This is a genomic window from Mycobacterium sp. EPa45, assembly GCF_001021385.1.
Classification (GTDB): Bacteria; Actinomycetota; Actinomycetes; order Mycobacteriales; family Mycobacteriaceae; genus Mycobacterium.
Map to the genome: position 1 here is coordinate 5759618 of NZ_CP011773.1, position 21985 is coordinate 5781602.

The window sequence follows — 21985 nt, forward strand, 5'->3', positions numbered from 1 at the left end:
GTCTGCCCTTCCGAAAGAGTGGGATATCGGCTCTAAGGATAAAGGGTCAGAGCACCTGCTTTTTCCTCCCCGATCGGCGGTAACGTCGCGGCAGTGTCCGACCAACGCGTCGTCCAACCCTCAGACCAAGCTCGCGACCGTCATGCCCGGACCCGGGTGCCGATCCACCCGCCCATCGCTGCCAGGTGGAGTCCGCGCGCCTTCGACCGCGACGCGGTGGTGACGTACGAACAGCTGATCGCCCTGCTCGAGGCGGCTAGGTGGGCCGCGACGTGGGGCCACCGTCAGCCGGTCCGGTACGTGGTGGGTCTGCGTGGCACCGAGGCGTTCGCCACGATCGCGGGCCTGCTACGCCGCGGCAACAGCTACGCCCACGCCGCGAGCGCACTGATCCTGGTGTGCGCTGACCAGGGCGAAGACGATCGCACCGCGCTCTACTCCGCGGTCGACGCGGGTGCGGCGATCGCGAACATGTCCGTCGAAGCGGTCGCCCGGGGGCTGATCGCGCATCCGATGGCCGGCTTCGACGTGGACGGCGCCCGCACCGCCTTCGATCTGCCGGATGGGCTGCGCCCGCTGGCGGTGGTGGCCGCCGGTGCGCTCGGCGATTATGCGCAGGTGACACCGGAGATCGCCGAGCGTGACGGCCGGCCCCGCGAGCGGTCGCCGCTCGAGGAGATTGTCCTCAACTGGTCAGGAGCGTGGCCGTCGTCAGGAGCAGGTTTTCCGCAGCTCGCCGAGCTTGGCGACGATCCGGTCGTTGAGCAGTGACATTTCGTAGACCTGCGGCGGCGCCGGTGCTCCGGGGGCGCGGTTCTGGGTCTGCGAACGCAGTGCCGGCAGCCCGCTGACGAACTGATTGGCGAGCTGAGCCACCTCGGTGGCCTGCGCGGCCAGCCCCGGATCGGTCACCTTCTGAGCCCGCTCGGCCAGGCCGTCGGCCCAGTCCTTGTAAGCACTGTCCTCGGCGACGGTCGGCACGCCCTCATTGCCCTTGGAGTCGATTTTCGCCGCCTGCGACCGGCTGAAGTCCAGGAAGTCGATTACCGGCTTGCACTTCTCCGGCGGTCCGTCGAACCACTTCGAGTAAATGGCGAAGCCGACGGCGATGACCACCACGGTGATGGTGAGGACCCAGCGCGGACGTCGGTGCATGGTCGCCCAGCGTAGCCGGGCCTCAACGTTTAACGCGGCGGCAACACCATGACGGTGTCTACGTAACAGAAACACCGTTCACTGCCGGTGAACGGCCCCACCGTCTACGGGCCGCCCACCCCGCAGGAGATTAGATGGATACAGGGACCACAGCATTCATGCTGTGTTGCATCATCGGACTGACGATGATGATCCCGGGCCTGGCGCTGTTCTACGGCGGCATGGTCTCGGTGAAGAGCTCCACCAACATGATGATGATGACGTTCGGCGCTGTCGCCATCGTCGGCGTGCTCTGGATTTTGTTCGGGTTCTCCATGACGTTCGGTACGTCGTACGGAGGGTTCGTCGGCAGTCTGACCGAATTCGCCGGGATGAAGAACCTGCTGGAATCCCAGACCACGATCTCCGGTCTGCCGGTCAGTCTGTTCGCGTTGTTCCAGGCTCTGTTCGCTGCGATCACCGTAGCGCTGATCTCCGGTGCGGCGGCGGACCGGATGAAGTTCGCGGCCTGGATGGTGTTCGCGACCCTGTGGGCGGTTCTGTGCTACTTCCCCGTCGCACACTGGGTGTTCGCGTTCAACGGTGTCGTCACCCCGGACGCGGTCGGCGGCTGGATCGCCAACAACCTCAAGGCTATTGACTTCGCCGGTGGTACCGCAGTGCACATCAACGCCGGTGCAGCCGCACTGGCGGTGGCCATCGTGCTCGGCAAGGGCGCCAGTTGGGGCAAGCTGCGCAAGCCGCACAACGTCCCGCTGACACTGCTCGGCGCCGGACTGCTGTGGGCCGGCTGGTATGCGTTCAACGGCGGTTCGGCACTGGCCGCGGGCAATTCGGCGGCCATCGTCATGGTCACCACGTTTGTCGCGACCTGCGCTGCCACGCTCGCCTGGCTGGCGGTCGAGAAGTTCAAGGACGGCCACGTCACCGGCGTCGGTGCGGCGGCGGGTGCCATCACCGGCCTGGTCGCGATCACCCCGGCCTGTGGTTCGGTGACGCCGGTCGGCGCGATCATCCTGGGCCTCGTCGCAGGCGCCATCTGCCCCTTCGCCGTGGGACTCAAGGAGAAGTTCGGCTACGACGATTCGCTCGACGTCGTCGGCGTGCACCTCGTCGGTGGTGTCATCGGCACCCTGCTGATCGGCTTCCTGGCCAGCGACTCCATGCCGAACAAGGTCAACGGCTTCTTCTACGGCGGCGGTTTCGACCAGCTGTGGCGACAGGCGGTCGCCGCTGGCGCGGTGATGGTCTACTCCTTCGTGATCGCGTTCGTCATCGCATGGGCCATCAAGAAGACGATGGGCATTCGCATCTCCTCCGAGGAAGAGGAGAAGGGTATCGACACCCACGTCCACCGCGACCCGGCGTACGAGCTCGAATACGCCTGACGAGGCTCGAGCCGGGCGGGGTAACTCCTTCCCCCGCCCGGCTCGACCCCTCGCCATCGCCGTCTATCCCATGAAAGAGCTTGTTGGAGAACATGTCTGCCACCCTCGCTGAGCTGGCCGAGGCCTCAGCAACCAAGTTCATCCTCGCGCTGTTCGTCGACCTCCGCGGAAAGCCCTGCGCCAAACTGGTTCCCGTCGAGGCGGTCGATCTGCTGGCCACCGAAGGCGTCGGCTTCGCCGGATACGCCGTCGGCGCCATGGGCCAGGAACCCAAAGACCCTGACCTGATGGCCATCCCCGACCCCGGGTCGTTCACCCCGATCCCCTTCATCAAAGAGGGCTTGGCGATCGTGCACTGCGATCCCCACGTCGAGGGCCGGCCGTGGCCGTATGCACCGCGGGTGATCCTGAAGTCCTTGATTCAGCGTGCCGCCGACGCCGGCTTCGAACCCTGGGTCGGTGCGGAGGTCGAGTACTTCCTGCTGACCCGCGGCGCCGACGGAAATCTGGCCACCGCCGACACCGCGGACACCGCGGCGCAACCGTGCTACGACGCGCGCGGCGTGACCCGGATGTACGACCACCTCACCGCGATCTCGACCGCGATGAACACCCTCGGGTGGTCCAACTACGCCAACGACCACGAAGACGGCAACGGCCAATTCGAGCAGAACTTCCAATTCGCCGAGGCGCTGACCACCGCCGACCGGGTGGTAACCCTGCGCTACCTGCTGTCGATGATCGCGGCCGAGCGCGGCATGATCGCCACGTTCATGCCCAAGCCGTTCTCCGATCGGACCGGCAGCGGCCTGCACCTGCACCTGTCGCTGACCAGCGGCGGCACACCGGTGTTCCCCGAAGAGTCCGACGATCGCGGGCTGGGCCTGTCGCCGACGGCGTATGCCTTCATCGGCGGCATCCTCGACCACGCCTGCGCCCTGCAGGCCGTCGTCGGTCCAACGGTGAACTCCTACAAGCGAACCGGCGCGTTGACAACGGCCTCCGGCGCCTCCTGGGCTCCACGCCTGCCAACCTATGGCGGCAACGACCGCACGCACTACATCCGGGTGCCGGACTCCCAGCGCGTCGAGCTGCGTGGCGGCGACGGGTCGGCCAATCCCTATCTGGCCATCGCGGCGGCGTTGGGCGCCGGCATCGACGGCATCAAGCGCAGCGCCGACCCCGGCGCGATCGGCAACACCGACGGCCGCACCGCCCTGCCGCCGACCCTGCTGCACGCCGTCGAGGAGTTCGAGGGCGACCCGGTGGTCAGTGGTGTGCTCGATTCCGTCGGCGAGGGGGTTGCCACGTACTTCGCCGGCATCAAACGCGATGAATTCTTCGCCTACCACGGCACGGTCAGCCCGTGGGAAGTCGACCAGTACCTGACCGCATTCTGACCTGCGAGGAAGGAACAACCATGTGCGGAATCGTGGGTCTGCACCTGCGCAACCCCCAGCTCTACCCCCGGCTCGGTGAACTGCTGACCGGCATGCTGTGCGAAATGTCCGACCGCGGAAGCGATTCGGCCGGAGTGGCCGTCTACGGTGATCCACGCTGGTCGCCGCCGGGGCGGGGCACCGTGTCGGTGCTCGACGTCGACGAAAGTCCGGATCAGATCGCTGAGGCGCTGCACACCGTACTCGGCGAGGTGTCGGTGCACCGCATCGACGAGACGCTGTTGGTGTCGGCCGATGTCGCACCCGAAACACTGCATGCCGCGATCACGGCGCACTACCCGCACGCGCTGGTCGCGGGGTTCGGTGCGAATGTGGCGGTACTCAAGGGGGTCGGGCACCCGAAGGCGCTGACCGAGGCGTGGGGGCTCACCGGTGCACAGGGCTGGCAGGGGGTGGGCCACACCAGGATGGCGACCGAGTCGGCGGTGATACCCGCCGGCGCACATCCGTACGCGGTAGGGCCGGATCAGTGCCTGGTGCACAACGGTTCCTTCGCCAACCACGCCACCATCCGCCGCGACCTGATCGCCCACGGCATCGCGTTCGACAGCGAGAACGACACCGAGGTGGGCGCCCGCTTCGTGGCCGACCAACTGGCCCACGGCCGCGACGTGGAGACGGCCTTGAAGGAGCTGTGTGCCACCTTCGACGGCTTTTACACGCTGCTGGTGTCCAACCGCGACTCGTTCGCCGTCGTCCGGGACGCGATCGCGTGCAAGCCTGCCGTGATCGCCGAGACCGACGACTGGGTGGCGATGGGCAGCGAATACCGCGCGCTGGCAGCGCTTCCCGGCGTCGGGAAAGCGGTCATCTGGGAGCCTGAGCCCGAGGTGGTCTACGCATGGACGAGGTGACCACATTCGACCTCGCGATGACCCCGCTGCGCGAGGTCAACGCGGCCCTGCACGCTCCCGACGTCTCGGGTGAATTCCAGATCGTCAATCCCGCTGGCGCGCATAACGTCGCGGTCGGCCTCGACGCGCCGCTGAGAGTCGAAATCGACGGCCACGTGGGCTATTACGCAGCGGGAATGAACAAGCAGGCCGAGGTCATCGTCGACGGCAACGCCGGAACCGGGGTGGCCGAGAACATGATGAGTGGCACCGTCTGGGTCAAGGGCAACGCCTCCCAGTCGGCGGGCGCCACCGCGCACGGCGGCCTGCTCGTGATCGAGGGCAATGCCGCAGCGCGGTGCGGGATCTCAATGAAGGGTGCCGATATCGTCGTCGGTGGCAGCGTCGGACACATGAGTGCGTTTATGGCTCAGGCGGGGCGGCTGGTGATCCGCGGCGATGCCGGTGAGGCACTGGGTGATTCGATCTACGAGGCGCGCCTCTACGTCCGCGGTGAGGTGGCCTCACTGGGAGCGGACTGCATCGCCAAAGAGATGAGTGCCGAGCACCACGAAGAGCTCGGCAGGCTGCTCAAGGCCGCCGGTTTCGAAGACGACGACACCAGCTCCTACACCCGCTACGGCTCGGCCCGCCAGCTCTACCACTTCCACGTCGACAACGCAGAAGTTTACTAGATGACATACGCAGAAGACGACCGCGCCCGCCTCGGCCTGCGCGAGTCAGCCACCTTCGACCGCGCCACCATCGCGGCGATCCAACGCGCCGCCGATACCGGCATCTACGACATCCGGGGCTGGGGTGCCAAGCGCGCGCTGCCCCACTTCGACGACCTGCTGTTCCTCGGCGCGTCGATGTCGCGGTACCCGTTGGAGGGCTATCGCGAGCGGTGTGGCACCGACGTCGTGCTCGGCGATCGGCATGCCAAACACCCTCTGCACCTGGAGATCCCGGTCACGATCGCCGGCATGTCCTTCGGCGCGCTGTCCGGGCCTGCCAAAGAGGCGCTGGGTCGCGGCGCCAGCGAGGTCGGCACGTCGACCACCACCGGCGACGGCGGGATGACGCCCGAGGAGCGGGGACAGTCGAAGTATCTGGTCTATCAGTACCTTCCATCGCGTTACGGGATGAACCCGGACGATCTGCGCAAGGCAGACGCCATCGAGGTCGTCCTCGGTCAGGGCGCCAAGCCCGGTGGCGGCGGAATGCTGCTGGGGCAGAAGATCTCCGAACGGGTGGCCGCGATGCGCACGCTGCCCGAGGGGATCGACCAGCGGTCCGCCTGCCGGCATCCGGATTGGACCGGGCCCGACGACCTGACCATCAAGATCAACGAGCTTCGCGAGCTCACCGACTGGGAGAAACCGATCTACGTCAAGGTCGGCGCCACCCGCACCTACTACGACGTGAAGCTGGCGGTCGCGGCGGGGGCCGACGTTGTCGTGGTCGACGGTATGCAGGGCGGCACCGCTGCGACCCAGGACGTCTTCATCGAGCATGTCGGCATTCCCACGCTGGCCGCCGTTCCTCAAGCGGTCCAGGCACTCTCCGAGCTGGGCGTGCATCGGACAGTGCAACTCATCGTGTCGGGCGGCATCCGCACCGGCGCTGATGTCGCCAAGGCGATGGCCCTGGGTGCCGACGCGGTGGCGATCGGTACCGCGGCGCTGATCGCGCTGGGTGACAACGACCCGAAGTACGCCGCCGAGTACGAAAAGCTCGGCAGCGCAGCCGGTTTCTACGACGACTTCCAAGACGGCCGAGACCCGGCCGGCATCAGCACACAGGACCCGGAGCTCGCCGCCCGCCTCGACCCGGTCGAGGGCGGCCGCCGCCTGGCCAACTACCTGCGGGTGCTCACCATGGAGGCCCAGACCATCGCGCGCGCGTGCGGCAAGGCCCACCTGTTGCACCTGGAGCCCGAGGACCTCGTTGCGGTCACCATCGAGGCCGCGGCGATGGCACGGGTGCCGCTGGCGGGTACGTCGTGGATTCCCGGAGCCGGACTGTGACCGAGACCGCTGATGTCGTCATCGTCGGCGGCGGCATCGAGGGGTGTGCCGCCGCGTGGGCGCTGAGCCAGCGTGGCATCACCGATGTCGTTGTCCTCGAACGCAATACCGTCGCCTCCGGGATGACGGGTAAGTCCAGCGGCATCGTGCGCTGTCATTACGGGGTCAGCTCGCTGGCCGCCATGGCGACCGTCGGCCTCGAGGTGTTCGAGAAGGCCGAAGAGATCTTCGGCGACGATATCGGCTTCCGGCAGACCGGATACGTCGTCGGCGTCGGCGAACCCAACGTCGAGGCGTTGCGCAACAGCATGGCCGCCCAGCGGGCCGTCGGGGTGCAGACCGAAGAGATCGACGCCGACGAGGTGGCCCGGCTGTGGCCGGCCGCCGACCTGTCGCCCTTCGCCGCGTTCGGCTGGGAAGCCCGCGGCGGCTACGGCGACGCCTACCAGACCGCGCAGGCGTTCGCGCTGTCCGCCCGAGCAGCGGGGGTGCGAATCCGCCAGGGCGCCAACGTAACCGGCCTGGTGACGGACGGTGACACCGTCACCGGGGTACGCCTGGTGGACGGCACCCAGATCAGCGCGGGCAGCGTCGTCGTCGCCACCGGGGTATGGACGAGTGCGTTTCTGGCGCCCTACGGGGTCGACGTACCGATCCGGGTGGTCCGCGAGCAGATCGTGATGATCTCCCCCGGCGTCGAGCTCGGACCGGTGCCGGTGTTCTCCGATCTGGTGTCGCTGCAATATGTGCGCCCCGAGGTGGGCGGCGATGTCCTGTTCGGCAACAGCGACCTGTCCGATGTGCTGACCGCCGATCCCGACGACTACCTCAACCGGGCTACCGAGGACTTCATCGACCTCACCGTCGAGAAGGTCGGCACCCGCTTCCCCGGCTTCACCGGTGCGGCGATCACCTCGAGCTACGCCGGGTGCTACGACGTCACACCGGACTGGAACCCGGTCATCTCGGCCAGCGGCCGCGACGGGTTGTTCGTGGCCGCCGGTTTCAGCGGTCACGGGTTCAAGATCGCACCCGCGGTCGGCCGGCTGGTCGCCGACTTGCTTGTCGACGGCCGCAGCAGCGATCCACGGATACCCGAGACTGACTTCCGGCTGTCCCGGTTCACCGACGGGGAGCTGCTGAAGAGCCCGTATCCGTATGTCGGTGCGGGGCAGATGCGATAGTGCGCTTGTGACCGATCTGCTTCGCAACCAGTCGGGTACCGCCCGCGAGCGCGACCCGGACGAGCCGGTCTCCGAGCTGGAGTTCGAGGCCGCGATCGCCCACAACGTGCGCCAGCTACGGCAGCAGCTGGGACTGTCGGTTGCCGACATGGCGAGCCGGGTCGGCATCTCCAAGGCGATGATGAGCAAGATCGAAAACGCGCAGACCTCGCCGAGTCTGTCCACGCTGGCGTTGCTGGCCAAGGGGTTCGACGTACCGGTGACCACGCTGTTCCGCGGCGCCGACGTGGAGCGGCCCGCCGCCTTCGTCAAAGCGGGTACCGGCGCGCGGATCGTGCGCAACGGAACGAAGGCGGGTCACGAGTACGAGCTCCTCGGCTCGTTGCGCGGGGAGCACAAGCGGCTGGAGTGCCTGCTGGTCACGCTCTCGGCGAAGAGCAAGACCTATCCGCTGTTCCAGCATCCCGGAACGGAGTTCATCTACGTGCTCGAAGGTGTCATGGACTATGCCCACAGCCGGTCGGTGTACCGGCTGCATCCGGGCGATTCGCTGCAGATAGACGGCGAAGGCGCGCACGGGCCCGCCGACCTCATCGAAGTGCCGATCCGGTTCCTGTCGGTTATCGCGTTTCCCGATTCCCAGGTCTAGCCGACTGGCCCTTGCCGTTCGACGTCGCCTTCGGGGCGTTGGCGTCGACCTTGCGCACCGCGTTCGGGCGCTTCGCCGTACGCGATGCACCGGTCTTGGGCGCTGCGAGAATTGCCTGTGCGCGACGACTCTGGGCGACACCGGAAACCGGCGCTGGTTGCTTCGCAGCGGCCGCCGGCGGTTCGGGCGCCGGCGCGGGCGGTATCTCCAGCGCTTTCGCGATCGCCGGCCCCAGCGAGAGCAGGTAGCCGAGAGGACCGGGGTTCAGCAGGCCGAATGCCAGCTGAAAGACCGGGCTGGAGCAGCAGTTGAACGTGGTGTTCAGATAAACCGCCGGTGCGTCGATGAACGCCTGCAGAACCGTCAGCGGGGTCGACGGGTACCTGCCGGTGTCGACGATCAAGTGCGCGATCATGACGCCGGGAGCGATGAACGCCCCGATGAGGCTCAGCGGCGCCATCAGCCCAAGCGTGGCGGCCACGCCCACGACCGCCGCAACGTGGTCACCCATCGTCTGCACGATCTTCAGGGGGCTACCCCCGTCCTGCCCGACAAGCCAGTGCGAATAGGTGGTGAAGTTCTTCGCCACCTGGGTCAGGATCGGCGCAGGGGGATAGTGGACGATCGCCGCGGCCAGATTGGCCAGATCCTGCTGGACATTCGTCTGCAGGTCCTGCCAGGCGCCGGCGAGGATCACCGGTGCGGCGTGCGCCGACGGCAGCGGCTGGGTGGGCAGTGGCGCCAAGGCGATGCTGGCGGCTGCGCTCACGCAGACTCCCGTCGCGAGCATGGAGCGAATGCTCAGTTCCACGGAAAACCCCCGATCACGTCTTGCGGCGTCGTCAATTTACCCTGCCAGCGAACCGTCGGGTCCCGTATTCGACTCAGACTTTGGCCTGGTGGGACAACCGGAGTACAGTACGGACTTGTGCAGCGGGTGCTCCTTCTCGGACGCCGCGACGGGGTCTGATCCAGACTGGCTTCCCGTCGCGGGTATTCGCGATGCGCCGGTCTGAAGTCCAATCCAAGACATCCCGGAGCCAATCGTGACCACGCATTCTTTTGAATCTGTAGACGCCTACGTCTCTGCCCGCACTATCACCACCCCCGCCGGCCCGCCACGCGAAGGCCAGCCCGCCTGGAACACCCAGCGGAGTTCCTCGATGCCGGTCAACCGGTACCGCCCGTTTGCCGCTGAGATCCCCGGAGGAGCGCCCGAATCCCCCTTCGCCCGGACCTGGCCGGACAAGGTCATCGAACACGCACCACTGTGGTGTGCGGTCGACCTGCGCGACGGCAACCAGGCCCTGATCGACCCGATGAGCCCGGCTCGCAAACGCCGGATGTTCGAGCTGCTGGTCAACATGGGCTACAAGGAGATCGAGGTCGGCTTCCCGTCGGCCAGCCAGACCGACTTCGACTTCGTCCGCGAGATCATCGACCAGGGCGCGATCCCCGATGACGTCACCATCCAGGTGCTGACGCAGTGTCGCCCCGAATTGATCACCCGCACGTTCGAAGCGTGTGCCGGTGCGCCGCGTGCGATCGTGCACTTCTACAACTCCACCTCGATCCTGCAGCGCCGCGTCGTGTTCCGTGCCGACCGCGAGGCGGTCAAGAAGATCGCCACCGACGGCGCCCGGCTGTGTGTCGAGGAGGCGGCCAAATACCCCGCCACCCAGTGGCGGTTCGAGTACTCTCCCGAGTCCTACACCGGCACCGAGCTGGAGTACGCCGTCGACGTGTGCAACGCCGTCGCTGAGATCGTGCAGCCGACCCCGGATGTGCCGCTGATCGTGAACCTGCCGGCGACCGTGGAGATGGCCACCCCGAACGTTTATGCCGATTCGATCGAGTGGATGAATCGCCATCTGGCACCGCGGGATTCGATAATCTTGAGCTTGCATCCGCACAATGACCGCGGAACTGCCGTCGCCGCAGCCGAATTGGGTTATCAGGCCGGTGCGGATCGCATCGAGGGTTGCCTGTTCGGAAATGGTGAGCGCACCGGCAACGTCTGCCTGGTGACGCTGGGGCTGAACCTGTTCTCCCGCGGTGTGGATCCGCAGATCGATTTCTCGAATATCGACGAGATCCGCCGCACCGTCGAGTACTGCAACCAGCTGCCCGTGCACGAGCGCCACCCCTACGGCGGCGACCTGGTGTACACCGCGTTCTCCGGCAGCCATCAGGACGCCATCAACAAGGGCTTGGACGCGATGAAAGTCGCTGCCGACGAGGCGGATTCGGATGTCGATGACATCCTGTGGCAGGTGCCGTATCTGCCGATCGACCCCAAAGACGTCGGCCGCACGTATGAGGCGGTGATCCGGGTCAATTCGCAGTCCGGCAAGGGCGGCGTGGCCTACATCATGAAGGCCGATCACGGACTGGTGCTGCCGCGCCGGTTGCAGATCGAGTTCTCCCAAGCCATTCAGGCGATCACCGACGGTGAGGGCGGCGAGGTGTCACCGAAGGAGATGTGGGACGCCTTCGCCGACGAATACCTGTCGCCGGTGCGCCCGCTGGAACGCATCCGCCAGAAGGTGGTCGGGTCCGAGGTCGATGGCGGCACCGACGTCATCGAGGCCGTCGTCAAGATCAACGGGACCGAGACACAGATCAACGGCCGGGGCAACGGTCCGCTGGCCGCGTTCGTCGACGCCCTGGGCACCGTCGGCTTCGATGTGAGCGTGCTGGACTACTCCGAACACGCGATGTCCGCCGGTGAGGAGGCCGCTGCGGCGGCCTACGTCGAGGCGTCCATCGGCGGGCGCACCGTGTGGGGTGTCGGCATCGCGACGTCGATCACCACGGCGTCGCTGCGGGCGGTGGTCTCGGCGGTGAACCGGGCCGCGCGGATCGGCGCCATCCCTACGGCGTAGGAGGCGGCAACACCGCGGCGAGCATTCGATCGATCAACTCGGCGGGGCCATCCCCGTCGGGCTGATCGATCGTGAGATTGCTGAACGTCAGGCCGTTGAGCAGCCGGGTCAGTTGGTCGACCTGCTGCGGTGACGCGTCGATTCCCGCCCAGCCGAGGATCAAGCCGGCCGCTTTCATGGCGGCGTGCTGCAATTCGTAGATGAACGACTGCAATTCGGGCCGGCGGGTCGCCTCGATGAACAGTTCGAAGCGGGCCAGGTGCCGTCGCCGCGCCGCCTCGTCGGGATCGGCCACCATCCGCGTCAACAACGCCGCCACGCCGGCGCGGTCCATCGGCGACGGCAGCGCGGACTTCAGCACGTCGACGTGCCGCCAATGCAGGTCGACGACATGCGCCGCGGTCGCCTCGAGAAGTGCGAGTCGGGTACGGAAATAGTTCGACGTGGTTCCCGACGGCAGGCCGGCACGGTCGTCGACCTGGCGGTGGGTGAGTCCGCCGATCCCGACGTCGACGATGATGTCGATCGCGGTGTCGAGGATGGCGGTCCGGCGTTCGGGATTGGGAGGCATCTTCAGATGCCAGCGTAGCCGCCCAGTCAGTGCACGGTCGGCACTGACGTCGTTGTCACGGCCCCTGAAACCTCCGCCGGCGACACCGGTGTGGGTGTCGGGAACTTCGACTCCTGGCCGGAGTCGGCCGTGGTGTGGGTGGTTGGCGGTCCGCCGATGCCGTCGGCCACGGCGAAGAGGGCAAGTGTGGCGATGGCCGCCGCACCGACGGTTGCGGTGAGTGCTTTATCGTTCATATCCAGTGCCTCCTGCCAAAAATGCTGTCATCGGGCCCAACTCGACAGTACGTCAACATATTTCGGCTAAGGCCGGGCCTCAGGGTGTTGGGGACAGACACACAGGATGCGTCGAGGATTCCTACGGTACGGCTTGGGCTGCCACCAGGACCGAGATCTCGTCGGCTGCAACCGGCATGGAGAAGTAATAACCCTGCCCGATGTCACAGCCATGGTCCCGTAGCCACTGGGCGGTTTCGGCGTCCTCGACCCCCTCGGCTACCACCGTGATCCCGAGGTTGTGGGTCATTTCGATGACGGGACTGACCACGGCCGCAGCCCGGGCGTCGGTGGCGACCGAGGCGATGAAATGCCGATCGAACTTCACTTCGTCGATGGGAAGGTCGCGTAGATAGCTCAACGCCGAGTAGCCGCTGCCGAAGTCGTCGATCGCAATCCGGATACCGTCGTCGCGCAGTTGTTGCAGCACGCCGGTGACCCTGCCGACCTCGTCGAGCACCAAGTCCTCGGTGATCTCGATAGTCAGCAGACCAGGTGGCAGATTCCGCTGCTGCAGCGCCTGGCGCAGCGTGTCCGGCAACTGCGCATCACGCAGCAACGGTGCGAACAGGTTCACCGCGACCGGGACCTCCAACCCCATCGAGACCCATCGCGCGCAGTCGTCGAGGACCTTTCGGAACACCAGGTCGGTCACTGGCCGCATCAACCCGTGTCGCAGTATCAGCGGCATGAATGCCCCGGGCCGAAGCGTATTCAGTCGCGGGTGGGGCCACCGCAGCAGCGCTTCAACACCGGCGATACGTCCGGTGCTCAACTCCAGCTTGGGCTGATAAACCATTTCCAGGCCGCCACGTTCGATGGCGCGCCGCAGTTCGCCGAGCAGCCGCACCTGCTCCGCCCCGCTCTCGGCCGAACGGGATTCGCCGTCGCGTGCCAGCTCGCCGATATGCGGATCACGCAGCGCCATGTCGGCACTGAAGGTCTGCACCGTCGAGGTGCGGGAGCGCTTCGCGAAGTACATCGCGGTGTCGGCGCGCTTCACCAGTTCCTCGGCCGTGATGTCGTTGTCGGCCAACGAGGTAGCCGCCATACCTGCACTGGGGCGCATCAGCACTTCGTGTCCGTCGATGAGGAACGGGGTGTCGAATGCCGCCATCACGCGCTCGCACACCAGGTGTGCGTCGTCGACGTCGCCCTCGAGAAGCAACACGAATTCGTCGCCGCCAACCCGTGCCACGGTGTCGCCGGCCCGCACACAGCCGGCGATGCGTTGCCCCACATTGATCAAGAGACTGTCGGCGGCCGGATGACCCATGCTGTCGTTGATCAACTTGAAGTCGTCGAGATCCAGCGACAACACCGCGACGGAGCGATTGTCGCGGCCGCGCAGCGCCATCGCGTGCGCCAGCCGATCCTGGAACAGGGTGCGGTTGGCCAGCCCGGTCAGCGGATCGCGCAACGCCTGTTCGGCTGCCGCCGTGAGCAATCGACGGTTCTCCCATCCCGAGAGCACCTGCCGGACACAGATGAGCGTCATCAGGATGGGAACGAGGATCCGCAACAAACCGGTCACGACGATTGCCGGCGCGATGGCGCCGGCAATCAGAAGGGGCACATAGGGAAGCCATAAAGCGATCGACGGTTGCGCCGCGGGCGCCGGCAGGACCGGTGGCCGCGACCGTCGGCTCAACAGCGCAGCCGCACCGAAGCACGACATTCCCAGCGCCCAACCGACACTCGTGATGTGCCCCGGGTGATAACGGTTGGCGCCCTGCAGGAAGGCGAACGTGACCCCGGAGAACGCCATGAGCGTGACTGCGCCCATGAGGAGCCACATCACCACGCTGTTGCCGGCACCGGAGCGGACGACGAACACCACCGCTCCGACGAACACGAACAGGATGAACAACGGGTACAGCAGTGCTCGCCCTTGCATGACGCTGTCCACTCCGGTGGCCTGATACACGTTGCCGAGCACCACGACCCACAACACGAGAAACAACGACGTGGCGACGATCAACGTGTCGACGAGCAATCGGGTGCGCGAGCCCTGCATCGGTTCGGCAGGGAATTGCAGGAACGCAACCGGCGCCAACACCACGAAAACCAGATAGAGAAAATCCGCGGGCGACGGAAACAGGCTGCGTTCCAACACCAGCGTCAGGAACGCCCGAGTCAATTCTCCCAGGGTCCAGGCCGCCAGGGCGATGGCCATCGTGGTCCAGGCGGTGCGAGTTCGTCCCTGCGCGGCGCGGGCCGCGATGGCCGAGCACACCGTCGCGTAGGCGCCGAAGGCGGCGAAGGCCAGCGCGTCGACGATGCGGACGGTGTTGTCGCCGCCCCAGTTGAAGGCGAAGCCCAAGGCGAGAAGTAGACAGCTGATGACCGAGGAGGTGATCAACACGACCGACTGCAACGTGGTCTTGCGATCGTTCACGGCATCATCACCCCGCTGGCGATGCTAGCGGTGCCGCCGCGCTAGAAAAGGGCGAACTGCTGGCCCTGGTCGACGGAGGGTTCGAACTGGTCGATCCCGGTGCCGTTGGCGACCGAGTCGACCGAGTCCATGAACTGCCGGTCGGACACCACCGGCACGCCGAGTTCCCGGGCCAGGTAACCCTTGCCCTGTTCGGGTGCACGCTCGTTACAAATGACCAGCGAGGTCTGCGGGTCGACGGCATCGGCGTAGGCCAACCCGGCGTGCAGGATCCGCTCCACCAGTTCTTCGTGTGTGCGATTCACCTCGGCCGACAAGGCCACCCGCATGCCCTGGACGAGCGGACCGCCGCCTCGGTAGGGCCCGGGATTCAGATAGGGGCACGGCATCCGGGACGCCAGCATTTTCAACGGGCGCAGCTCATCGTGGGTGACTCGGCCGTTGGGCCAGCGCCGCCGCGTCACCGGACGCACTGGTAGCCACACCTCGCGCTCGCGGGCCCGCTGCAGCGCGGGGCTCAATACCCGCGACAGTACGAGGGCGTCGTCGAAGGCGTCATGAGCACGGGTCTGCGGGACCTCCCAGTGCCGCGCCAGCGTCTCCAGCCTCAGGTTGTCCAGGCCGAGGTCGAGGCGGCGCGCCAGCTCGACGGTGCACATGACGGTGTCGACCGGCAGCGCGGTCTGGGCGAGCTCGGCCTCACTGGACAGGAACGCGTAGTCGAACGCGACGTTGTGGGCGACCAGCGTGCGGCCGTGTAGCAGATCGATGACATCGGGGGCGATGTCGGCGAACGTCGGCTGATCCTCCAGCATCTCTGCGGTGAGGCCATGGATGTGGGTGGGGCCGGGATCGACACCGGGATTGAGCAGGCTGACCACGGAGTGCTCGACGCGCCCTTCGTGGTCGAGCGCCAGCGCGGCCAGACTGATGATGCGGGCGTGGCCGGGCCGAAAACCGGTGGTCTCGACGTCGACCACGACCCAGCCGTCTCCCGGCTCGCGTGCTGGTCGACCCCAGGTGTGGCTCACACAGTCAGGATGGCACGCAGGTCCGACAGTCCCCGGGACATCGAATCCGTGTCGGCCGGCCCGTCATTTCGCGCATAAACTGCGTTCCGATGCCCAGGCCGACGATGACACTGCGAGGGCGCGCCGCACTGGCCGCCGGGTCGGCCGCGCGCTGGGCTTCCCGGGCGACCGGACGCGGCGCCGGCGCCATGATCGGCGGCCTCGTCGCGATGACATTGGACCGCTCGATCCTGCGCCAACTCGGGCTCGACCGGCGAACCGTGGTCGTGACCGGCACAAACGGCAAATCCACCACGACCAGGATGACAGCCGCTGCGCTGGCGACCCTGGGTCCCGTCGCCACCAACGCCGAAGGCGCGAATATGGACGCCGGCCTGGTGGCCGCGCTCGCCGGCGCGCGTGAGGCGTCGCTGGCCGCCCTCGAAGTCGACGAGATGCACGTGCCGCACGTGGCCGACGCCGTGGACCCGGCGGTGGTCGTACTGCTGAATTTGTCGCGCGATCAGCTCGACCGGGTGGGTGAGATCAACCACATCGAGCGCACGCTGCGGGCCGGGCTCGCCCGCCACCCAGATGCGATCGTCGTCGCCAATTGCGACGACGTCCTGATGACGTCGGCGGCCTATGACTGTCCGCGGGTGGTGTGGGTGGCTGCCGGCGGGGGTTGGGCCAACGACTCGGTCAGCTGCCCGCGCTCCGGTGAAGTGATCGTTCGCGACGGCGTGGACTGGTACTCGACCGGCACCGATTTCAAACGGCCCAGCCCGCAGTGGTGGTACGACGACATCACGCTCTACGGCCCGGACGGGCTCGAGGTGCCGATGCGCCTGTCGCTGCCGGGAACGGTCAACCGCGGCAATGCCACCCAGGCGGTCGCGGCCGCGGTGACATTGGGTGCGGACCCCGCTGCGGCAGTGGCGGCCGTGTCCGGAGTCGACGAGGTCGCCGGGCGCTACCAGACCGTGCCGATGGGCGAGCACACGGCGCGCATTCTGCTGGCCAAGAACCCGGCCGGGTGGCAGGAGGCGCTCTCGATGGTCGACAGGAGCGCCGACGGTGTGGTGATCGCGGTGAACGGTCAGGTGCCCGACGGTGAAGACCTGTCATGGTTGTGGGACGTCAACTTCGAGCACTTCGAGGATGTACCGGTCGTCGCCGCCGGGGAGCGCGGAACCGACCTCGCGGTGCGACTCGGCTATGCCGGGGTGACTCATACATTGGTGCACAACACGATTGACGCGATCGTGTCGTGTCCCAAAGGACATGTCGAGGTGGTCGCGAACTACACGGCGTTCTTGCAGTTGACGCGAACGTTGGGGCGGATGCGATGAGCATTGTGCAGATCGGGCTGGTGCTGCCCGATGTGATGGGCACCTACGGCGACGGTGGCAATGCCGTCGTGCTGCGGAAGCGGTTGCAGCTGCGCGGAATTCCGGCCGAGATCGTCGAGATCACACTGGCCGACCCGGTGCCGGATTCCTTGGATCTGTACACGTTGGGCGGTGCGGAGGATTACGCGCAGCGGCTGGCCACCAAACATCTTCTGACGCATCAGGGTTTACAACGGGCAGCGGCCCGCGGTGCTCCCGTGTTGGCGATCTGCGCGGCGATCCAGGTGCTCGGTCACTGGTATGAGACGTCCGCCGGTGAACGAGTCGAGGGCGTGGGGCTGCTGGATGTGACGACGTCGCCGCAGCCGAGCCGCACCATTGGCGAGGTGGTGTCCACGCCACTGGTTGACGGTCTCTTGCAGCCGCTGACCGGGTTCGAAAATCATCGCGGCGGAACGGTTTTGGGGCCCGACGCGCGGCCGCTGGCGGCGGTGGTCAAGGGTGCCGGAAACCGCGAGGGTGACGGTTACGACGGTGCCGTGCAGGGCAGCGTGGTCGCTACCTATCTGCACGGGCCCTGCCTGGCGCGCAATCCCGAGCTGGCCGATCTGCTGCTGTCGCGGGTGGTCGGCCCGCTGGAGCCGCTGGAGCTGCCCGAGGTCGAACAACTCCGTCGCGAGCGGCTGGCCGCCCCCCGCCGCGTGTAGCTCACCCTTTCGCCCAAACCGACATTACGCAGCGAAAGTTCGAGTGAATCGCCGCATTTCGTCGATCTCGGTGCCGCCGCGGCGGAAGAATGCCTCCCTCGCGCGCCATAACACTTCAGCTGGTCTGTCTTCCGCAATAACCCTGATAACCTCCCAGCCGTGCCGTTCAACCATCGGTAGACGCCGAATATCTTTGACGTACTGGCGCCGATCGCTGCGATGTTGGTCGCCGTCGTACTCGAACGCGAGCTTGATATCGCGATACCCCATGTCCAGATAGGCGACGGGCAGTCCCCCTTCGACCACTGGTATCTGCGTCTCCGGCACAGGAAGTCCGCCGTCGATCAGCAGGAGTCGGAGCCAGCTCTCCTTCGGAGACTCAGCGCCTGCATCGATCCGCGGTAGGAGGTCGCGGAGTTGACGGATGCCTCTGACCGGGCCGTACCGTCGCATGAGCAGTTCGACACTCTGCGTACCGAACGGTGCGACACGCATCAATGCATCCAGGCGCGCCAGTGCCAGCGCACGCTTCTCGTACCTACCCATGTCGAAGGCCGTCCGCGACGGCGTAGTCACCGGGAGGCCGTCGACTGTCAAGATTTCGTCATCACCGAGACGATCCATGCGGACAATCAGACCTGGCTGCCGCCGGCGCTCACCGACGAGCACTTCGATCGGCACGTCGTCGTCGACCCATTGGGCGCCGTGCAATGCCGAGGCGGCAACGCCACCGATCACTCCGGTTCGGTCGGTATACAGCCAGGCGCCGAACGCGCGCTCACGTAGAGATGGCGTGGCGTACTTGGGGATGTAGACGCCGCGATACATCTGCCGGTACCAACGCTGCAGGTCGTGGCGGGACAAGCCGTCGGCCAGCGCTTCCCTGCCGAGAAATACTTCTGTCATGCCGGCATCGTCGTTGTAGGGTCCGACAGCTTCCCGAGATCGACGAAATGTCGCGATCTTCCTCGTACTTCCCCTGCCAAATGTCGGTTTGGGCGATCGGGAGGGGGCGTAGGTCAGTACAACTGCGGGTTGATCTCGGCGATGCTCTCGAATGCCGGCTTCGCGATGTAGTAGCCCTGAAACAGGTGCACACCGAGGTCTTGTAGACAGTGGAGTTCGTCCTGCCGTTCGACGCCCTCGGCGATCACCCCGATGCCCAACTCCTGGCAGATCGACACGATGCCGCGGCAGATCGCCCGCCGAGCCTTGTCGCGGTCCACGTCTCGCACCAAGCCCATGTCGATCTTGACCAGGTCCGGCTGCAGATCGGCCAACAGGTTCAGTCCGGCATACCCGGCGCCGAAATCGTCGATCGCCACGGTGAATCCCCGCTGCGTGTAGTCGGTCACGATGGAGCGCAGGTGCGCGAAATCCACGACCTTCTCACCCTCGGTAATCTCGAAAACGATGCGGTCGTGCGGAAAGTCGTACGTCTCGGCCGCTTCCAACGTCGTCCGGATGCACAGCTCGGGTCGATAGACGGCGTTGGGCATGAAGTTCACATTGAGCGACGTCGAGATCCCCAATTCGGCCGCCATCTTGATCGCGGTGACGCGGCAGGCTTGGTCGAACCGGTACAAATTGTGGTCGCCGACTTGGGCGAAGATCGAGGCGGCCGGCTCGTTGTTGGCCCCGCGAACCAGCGCTTCATGCGACTCGATCTGTTTGGTCGCAGCATTGAAGATCGGCTGGAAGGCCATCGAGATCTCAAATCCCAAGCCGGCGCCGTCCACACAGGCGCGGCAGTTCATTGGGACGAAATCGCTGGGGCCCGCCATCCCTAGACCATCTGACGGCGCCCGGACAGCGCGCGGCCCAGGGTCAGCTCGTCCGCGAACTCCAGGTCGCCACCCATCGGCAAGCCGGACGCGATTCTGGAAACCGTCAGCCCGGGAATATCGCGCAGAATCCGGACCAGATAGGTGGCGGTCGCCTCGCCCTCGGTGTTCGGATCGGTCGCAATGATCACCTCGGCGATGTCGACCCCGTCGACACGTTCACCGATCCTGTTGAGCAGCTGGCGAATTCGCAACTGATCCGGACCGACGCCGGACAGCGGATCGAGCGCGCCGCCCAGGACGTGATAGCGCCCGCGGAACTCACGGGTGCGTTCGACGGCCTGGACGTCCTTGGGTTCCTCGACCACGCACACCAGTGAACCGTCGCGGCGGGCGTCACTGCAGATGCGGCAGCGGTCCGCATCGGACACGTTGCCGCACACCTCGCAGAACTGCACCCCGTCTCGAACGCGGCCCAGCGCCGCGGTCAGCCGGTCGATGTCCGGCGGTTCAACCGACAGCAAATGGAACGCGATCCGCTGCGCACTCTTGGGACCAACGCCCGGCAGCTTGCCGAGTTCGTCGATCAAATCCTGGACGGGGCCTTCAAACAAAAGTCAGGCCTCCGGAATGCCCGGGGCCTGGCCGGCCAGCGGGCCGAGGTGGGTCTGCGCCAGGATCGTGAATTGACGGGCCGAATCAGCGAGCGCGCCGACGATCAAGTCCTGCAGCGTCTCGATGTCATCGGGATTGACGACCTTCGGGTCGATCCGAATCCCGACGACCTCGCCGCTGCCCTTCATGGTCACCTGCACCAGCCCGCCCCCGGCCTGGCCGTGCACCTCGGCAGCGGCCAGCGCGGCCTGGGCCTCCATCAGCTTCTGCTGCATTTCCTGGGCCTGCGCCAGCGCGGCCTGCAGGCCCGGCATCACCTGGTCGCGCATCTGCTCCGCCTGCTCGCGAAATCCTTCGAGGTTGGGAAGCTCACCGGGTTGCATGACAGTCTCCTTGCGTCTCGGTCTCGACTTGGTTTCGCCTGCAAATTCGGGCAGCCAGCGACTTCAAGACTAGACGCCGAAGAGTTACGGTGACGCGCGTGCTCATGTCCGCCCGCACTCGTGTCGTGGCCGCCGCATGCACCGGCGTCATGCTGGTCGCATCGACGGTGACCAGTCCCGTCGTCCATGCCGCGCCGGCCAGTATCGCCGGGATGATCGTGTTCCTCGATCCCGGCCACAACGGCGCCAACGACGCGTCGCTGACCAAGCAGGTGCCGACCGGCCGCGGCGGCACCAAGGACTGCCAGACCTCGGGCACCACCACCAACGACGGGTTCCCCGAACACACCTTCAACTGGGACACCGTGCTGCTGATCCGGCAGGCCCTGACTCAGCTCGGCGTGCGTACCGCCATGTCCCGTGGGAACGACAACCAGGTGGCGGCGTGCGTCGACGAGCGCGCGGCGATGGCCAACGCGTTGCAGCCCAACGCGGTCGTCTCCATCCACGCCGACGGCGGCCCCGCGACCGGTCGCGGCTTCCACGTCAACTACTCCAGCCCGCCCCTGAACCAGGCCCAGGCCGGCCCGTCGGTGCAGCTTGCCCGGACCATGCGGGATCAGCTTCTGGCGTCGGGGCTCCCGGCCGCCAACTACATCGGCTCCGACGGCCTCTACGGGCGCGCCGACCTCGCCGGATTGAATCTGGCCCAATATCCCTCGGTGCTGGTCGAACTCGGGAACATGAAGAACCCGGTCGATTCTGCGCTGATGGAAAGCCCGGAGGGGCGCCAGAAGTATGCGGCCGCCGTCGTTGCGGGGATCGCGGCGTTTCTGGCCACCCAGCCGGCCCGCGCCAGCTAGGCCTCGAGTGTCGTCTTGAGGTTGCCCAGCACCTCGTCCTGAATCCGGCGCAGACCCAGCGGAGCGAAGGTCTTCTCGAAGAAGCCGCCGATGCCACCCGCCCCGTTCCAGGTGGTCTTGAGGGTGACGCTCGAGCCGGGACCGGCAGGTGCGACGGTCCAGTTGATCACCATCGAGGAATTAGCGTCCTTCTCGATGACGGTGTGGCCGGCGACGTCGACGACGGCCTGCACCTCCCGCACCCGCGACTTGGTGGCCTGCAGCTTCCACTTGGCGACGGTGCCCTGGCCCTGGCCGCCCTGCAGCACCTGGTACTCGCTGTACTGCGGCGACAGGATCGTCGGGCGCACGTTCTGGTAGTCGGCGATCGCGTTGAGCACGGCGGCCGGTTCGGCGTCGATCAAGATCGAGCTGGCGGCGCTGACCTGTCCCATCAGGCAAAA

At 66.5% G+C, this 21985-nt stretch carries 23 protein-coding genes; 12 read left to right on the plus strand and 11 right to left on the minus strand.

Annotated elements, in window-relative coordinates; translation table 11 throughout:
* Positions 1-93 precede the first annotated feature (93 nt).
* Positions 94-771, plus strand: a complete 678-nt coding sequence (locus AB431_RS27390) for a nitroreductase family protein (RefSeq protein WP_047332598.1) — start codon at positions 94-96, stop codon at positions 769-771.
* On the opposite strand, the gene AB431_RS27395 is transcribed toward AB431_RS27390, so the two are convergent.
* The gene (locus AB431_RS27395; RefSeq protein ID WP_047332599.1) at positions 712-1155 is read right to left on the minus strand and encodes a hypothetical protein; all 444 of its coding nucleotides are present in this window, start codon (positions 1153-1155) and stop codon (positions 712-714) included. The two genes, AB431_RS27390 and AB431_RS27395, sit on opposite strands and share 60 nt — an antisense overlap.
* A gap of 134 nt (positions 1156-1289) precedes the next feature.
* On the opposite strand from AB431_RS27395, the gene AB431_RS27400 reads away from it, so the two are divergent.
* From AB431_RS27400 to AB431_RS27430, 7 genes are all read left to right on the plus strand, one after another.
* A complete protein-coding gene (locus tag AB431_RS27400; protein ID WP_047332600.1) occupies positions 1290-2543 on the plus strand; it encodes an ammonium transporter in 1254 nt (417 codons plus the stop codon).
* A 92-nt stretch (positions 2544-2635) separates the two neighbouring features.
* Positions 2636-3943, plus strand: coding sequence for a type III glutamate--ammonia ligase (gene glnT, locus AB431_RS27405; RefSeq protein ID WP_047332601.1), 1308 nt, complete (start codon positions 2636-2638; stop codon positions 3941-3943).
* A 20-nt stretch (positions 3944-3963) separates the two neighbouring features.
* Entirely contained in the window at positions 3964-4857 is an 894-nt protein-coding gene (locus AB431_RS27410) for a glutamine amidotransferase (protein ID WP_047332602.1), read from the plus strand.
* Positions 4845-5531: a protein glxC gene (locus AB431_RS27415; RefSeq protein WP_047332603.1), complete on the plus strand. Its 687-nt coding sequence runs from the start codon at positions 4845-4847 to the stop codon at positions 5529-5531. The genes AB431_RS27410 and AB431_RS27415 overlap by 13 nt, the downstream gene beginning before the upstream one ends.
* Complete coding sequence (locus AB431_RS27420; protein WP_047332604.1) at positions 5532-6866, plus strand: FMN-binding glutamate synthase family protein; 1335 nt, start codon at positions 5532-5534, stop codon at positions 6864-6866.
* A complete protein-coding gene (locus tag AB431_RS27425) occupies positions 6863-8050 on the plus strand; it encodes an FAD-binding oxidoreductase (RefSeq protein WP_047332605.1) in 1188 nt (395 codons plus the stop codon). Before AB431_RS27420 ends, AB431_RS27425 begins: the two co-directional genes overlap by 4 nt.
* Positions 8025-8699: an XRE family transcriptional regulator gene (locus tag AB431_RS27430; protein ID WP_047332606.1), complete on the plus strand. Its 675-nt coding sequence runs from the start codon at positions 8025-8027 to the stop codon at positions 8697-8699. Before AB431_RS27425 ends, AB431_RS27430 begins: the two co-directional genes overlap by 26 nt.
* Here AB431_RS27430 and AB431_RS27435 read toward each other — a convergent pair.
* Entirely contained in the window at positions 8671-9468 is a 798-nt protein-coding gene (locus AB431_RS27435; RefSeq protein ID WP_144418383.1) for a hypothetical protein, read from the minus strand. The two genes, AB431_RS27430 and AB431_RS27435, sit on opposite strands and share 29 nt — an antisense overlap.
* A 277-nt stretch (positions 9469-9745) precedes the next feature.
* Between AB431_RS27435 and leuA the strand changes: the two genes are divergently transcribed.
* Positions 9746-11584 carry a 2-isopropylmalate synthase gene (gene leuA, locus AB431_RS27440; RefSeq protein WP_047332608.1) on the plus strand — a complete coding sequence of 613 codons (1839 nt, stop codon included), beginning with the start codon at positions 9746-9748 and terminating at the stop codon, positions 11582-11584.
* On the opposite strand, the gene AB431_RS27445 is transcribed toward leuA, so the two are convergent.
* The 4 genes from AB431_RS27445 to AB431_RS27460 form a co-directional block, all read right to left on the minus strand.
* Positions 11574-12155, minus strand: coding sequence for a TetR/AcrR family transcriptional regulator (locus AB431_RS27445; RefSeq protein ID WP_047332609.1), 582 nt, complete (start codon positions 12153-12155; stop codon positions 11574-11576). The genes leuA and AB431_RS27445 overlap by 11 nt on opposite strands.
* Before the next feature lie 26 nt (positions 12156-12181).
* The gene (locus tag AB431_RS27450; RefSeq protein WP_047332610.1) at positions 12182-12391 is read right to left on the minus strand and encodes a hypothetical protein; all 210 of its coding nucleotides are present in this window, start codon (positions 12389-12391) and stop codon (positions 12182-12184) included.
* 121 nt (positions 12392-12512) lie between these two features.
* Positions 12513-14828 (minus strand): bifunctional diguanylate cyclase/phosphodiesterase, encoded by a 2316-nt coding sequence (locus tag AB431_RS27455; protein WP_052960412.1) that lies wholly within the window; start codon positions 14826-14828, stop codon positions 12513-12515.
* A 41-nt stretch (positions 14829-14869) separates the two neighbouring features.
* Positions 14870-15859 carry a DEDDh family exonuclease gene (locus AB431_RS27460; RefSeq protein ID WP_047332611.1) on the minus strand — a complete coding sequence of 330 codons (990 nt, stop codon included), beginning with the start codon at positions 15857-15859 and terminating at the stop codon, positions 14870-14872.
* A gap of 104 nt (positions 15860-15963) precedes the next feature.
* On the opposite strand from AB431_RS27460, the gene AB431_RS27465 reads away from it, so the two are divergent.
* On the plus strand, positions 15964-17190 hold the full coding sequence (locus AB431_RS27465) for a Mur ligase family protein (RefSeq protein WP_047332612.1): 1227 nt from the start codon (positions 15964-15966) through the stop codon (positions 17188-17190).
* A 2-nt stretch (positions 17191-17192) separates the two neighbouring features.
* Positions 17193-17897 carry a type 1 glutamine amidotransferase gene (locus tag AB431_RS27470; RefSeq protein WP_162489467.1) on the plus strand — a complete coding sequence of 235 codons (705 nt, stop codon included), beginning with the start codon at positions 17193-17195 and terminating at the stop codon, positions 17895-17897.
* A 24-nt stretch (positions 17898-17921) separates the two neighbouring features.
* On the opposite strand, the gene AB431_RS27475 is transcribed toward AB431_RS27470, so the two are convergent.
* The 4 genes from AB431_RS27475 to AB431_RS27490 all read right to left on the minus strand — a co-directional run bounded on the left by AB431_RS27475 (position 17922) and on the right by AB431_RS27490 (position 20625).
* Positions 17922-18803 (minus strand): hypothetical protein, encoded by an 882-nt coding sequence (locus tag AB431_RS27475; protein ID WP_047332614.1) that lies wholly within the window; start codon positions 18801-18803, stop codon positions 17922-17924.
* 113 nt (positions 18804-18916) lie between these two features.
* Positions 18917-19681, minus strand: coding sequence for an EAL domain-containing protein (locus tag AB431_RS27480; protein ID WP_047332615.1), 765 nt, complete (start codon positions 19679-19681; stop codon positions 18917-18919).
* 2 nt (positions 19682-19683) lie between these two features.
* The gene (recR, locus tag AB431_RS27485) at positions 19684-20295 is read right to left on the minus strand and encodes a recombination mediator RecR (RefSeq protein WP_047332616.1); all 612 of its coding nucleotides are present in this window, start codon (positions 20293-20295) and stop codon (positions 19684-19686) included.
* A 3-nt stretch (positions 20296-20298) separates the two neighbouring features.
* Positions 20299-20625, minus strand: a complete 327-nt coding sequence (locus AB431_RS27490; RefSeq protein ID WP_047333855.1) for a YbaB/EbfC family nucleoid-associated protein — start codon at positions 20623-20625, stop codon at positions 20299-20301.
* Positions 20626-20783: 158 nt separating this feature from the next.
* Between AB431_RS27490 and AB431_RS27495 the strand changes: the two genes are divergently transcribed.
* Positions 20784-21542 carry an Rv3717 family N-acetylmuramoyl-L-alanine amidase gene (locus AB431_RS27495; RefSeq protein ID WP_047332617.1) on the plus strand — a complete coding sequence of 253 codons (759 nt, stop codon included), beginning with the start codon at positions 20784-20786 and terminating at the stop codon, positions 21540-21542.
* Here AB431_RS27495 and AB431_RS27500 read toward each other — a convergent pair.
* Positions 21539-21976: an SRPBCC family protein gene (locus AB431_RS27500; RefSeq protein WP_047332618.1), complete on the minus strand. Its 438-nt coding sequence runs from the start codon at positions 21974-21976 to the stop codon at positions 21539-21541. The genes AB431_RS27495 and AB431_RS27500 overlap by 4 nt on opposite strands.
* Between the last annotated feature and the right edge of the window lie 9 nt (positions 21977-21985).